Source organism: Streptomyces sp. TRM64462 (assembly GCF_013362995.1).
Classification (GTDB): Bacteria; Actinomycetota; Actinomycetes; order Streptomycetales; family Streptomycetaceae; genus Streptomyces.
The window spans coordinates 1-2,358 of sequence record NZ_JABWDV010000154.1; the positions used below are offsets into that span (position 1 = coordinate 1).

Consider the following 2,358-nt stretch of genomic DNA (forward strand, 5'->3'; position numbering starts at 1 on the left):
GCCTTGCGCCCGGAGCCGGCGCGGCGTCGGGCCACACGGGCGCGCCAGGCTGCTCCCCCGCCTCGTCGGCCGGGGACACCGCAGGTGCGGAGGTCGTGCTGTCTTCCGGAGGCGTCGCCGGCCCGGGGACAGCCGGTGTGCGGTGCGGGGGCGGTTGCTGGGTGGGTGTGCCGGACGGCCCGCCGCGCACGTAGGTGCGCGTGGGGTGGGGGGCGTAGCGGCCGGCCACTGGTCCTCCGGGGGCGTGGATGTACCCCGTCAGGGTAGCCCCGGGCCGTAGCCGCGGCCGTAGCCCCGGCCGTAGCTCCGGGCCGTCCTACTGGTCGGACGAGAAGCGGATCGAGCCGGCCGGGAGATGGGCGTCGCACCAGACGCGGACGCCGTCGCGGAGCTCGTTGTCGGCGCCGACCCGGGCGCCGTCGCCGACGACCGCGCCGTGCAGCACCGTACGGGCGCCGATCAGGGCGCCCTCGCCGATGAGCGAGTCCGTCACCACGGCGCCCGGCTCCACGACCGCGCCCGCCATGACGGCGCTGCCCTCGACACGCGCGCCCGCGCCGACCACCGCGCCGGTGCCGATGACCGTACCGCCCGTCAGCTTGGCGTCCGGGGCGACCGTCGCGCCGTCCAGCACGAGCCGGTCGCCGCAGCGGCCCGGGACGGCGGGGGACGGGGCACGGCCGAGCACCAGGTCGGCGGAGCCGCGGACGAAGGCCTGCGGGGTGCCGAGGTCCAGCCAGTACGTGGAGTCGACCATGCCCTGGAGGTGGGCCCCGGCGGCCAGCAGGTCCGGGAACGTCTCGCGCTCGACGGAGACCGGGCGCCCGGCCGGGATGGTGTCGATGACGGAGCGCCGGAACACGTACGCGCCCGCGTTGATCTGGTCGGTGACGATCTCCTCGGGCGTCTGCGGCTTCTCCAGGAACGCCGTGACGCGGCCCGTCGCGTCCGTCGGGACGAGGCCGAACGCCCTCGGGTCCTCGACGCGCGTGAGGTGCAGGGAGATGTCGGCGCCCGAGGTGCGGTGGGTGTCGACCAGGGCTCGGATGTCGAGCCCGGTGAGGATGTCCCCGTTGAAGATGAGGACCGGGTCGTCCGGTCCCGAGTGGAGCCGCGAGGCGACGTTGCGTATCGCGCCGCCGGTGCCCAGCGGCTCCTCCTCGGTGACGTACTCGATGTGCAGCCCGAGTGACGAGCCGTCGCCGAAGTACGGCTCGAACACCTCGGCGAGGTACGAGGTCGCCAGCACGATGTGCTCGACGCCGGCGGCCCGCGCGCGGGCGAGTTGATGGGTGAGGAAGGGCACACCCGCCGCGGGCACCATCGGCTTCGGCGTACGCACCGTCACCGGCCGGAGCCTGGTTCCCTTGCCGCCGACCAGGAGGATCGCTTCTGTCACCTGTCGTCTCTGCTTCCTACGGGGCCGGTCGAGGGGGTGTCGGTGTCGGTGCCGATGTCTGATGACGACCGACCCCCGACCGACCCCCGTGGATCAGTCATACGATCGGTACGACCGGACAGTCTAGGCAGATCGTAGACAGGCTGTTCGACGAGCGTTCCTGTGCGGTCGTGCGGCGGTCCTGTTACGACCTGCCCTGGTATGAGGCGGCTGTGTTCCGGGTGGTTCCGAGTTTCGAGTAGAGCTGTGCTCCCGGGCATTCGGTGGCGTAGCCGTCGCGGTGCCCGGAGATGACATTCAACGTGGCCCGGGTGCCTTTCTTGTACAGGTTGCCGCCGCCCGATGTCAGGGTCGTCTTCACCCGCGGATCCATTCCGTGCAGGCCGAGTTTCCATGCCGTCAGCTTCGCCACCGCGGTGACCGTCGCGGCTGGTGGGGCGGCGGAGGTGTGTGTGCCGAGCACGGCGATACCTGTGCTGTTGGTGTTGAAACCGAGGGTGTGTGCCCCCTGCACCGGCTTCGCCACTCCACCGGCCCTGCCTTCGTAGATGTTTCCGCACTTGTCGATGGCGAAGTTGTAGCCGATGTCGCGCCAGCCCATGCTCCGGGTGTGGTAGCGGTAAATACTGCGCAGGACGGAGGGCGCCTGGGAGCAGGTGTAGTTGTTGCCGGTGGCGCTGTGGTGGACGAAGGCCACCCGAACGGTCTTCGTGTAGAGGAAGTCGCGTTCGCGCAGTGATTCGTCGGCACCCCAGCCCTTGCGGGTGACGATGGCCGGGCGGGGGCCGATGTACGGGGCGGCGGGGGCGGCGGCGAGGGTCGCCTCCGTGTCCGCCTTGGACAGGGCGGAGATCTGGGTGGCTCCGATCGGGGCCAGGTCGGCGTTGACGGCCGAACACCCCGCACAGCAGATGGCTGTAGAACACCTCCCGCCGCTCGGCCGGGCCGATCGCCCAGAA

Annotated in this window: 2 protein-coding genes; both read right to left on the reverse strand. The window is 71.5% G+C overall.

The features are described 5' to 3' along the window. Window positions 1–316: 316 nt before the first annotated feature. Window positions 317–1,399 carry an NDP-sugar synthase gene (locus HTZ82_RS07045; protein ID WP_175408424.1) on the reverse strand — a complete coding sequence of 361 codons (1,083 nt, stop codon included), beginning with the start codon at window positions 1,397–1,399 and terminating at the stop codon, window positions 317–319. A 184-nt stretch (window positions 1,400–1,583) separates the two neighbouring features. Further along, window positions 1,584–2,358 (reverse strand): peptidoglycan recognition protein (locus tag HTZ82_RS07050; protein WP_175408425.1); only part of this gene is annotated, 775 nt, incomplete at its 5' end.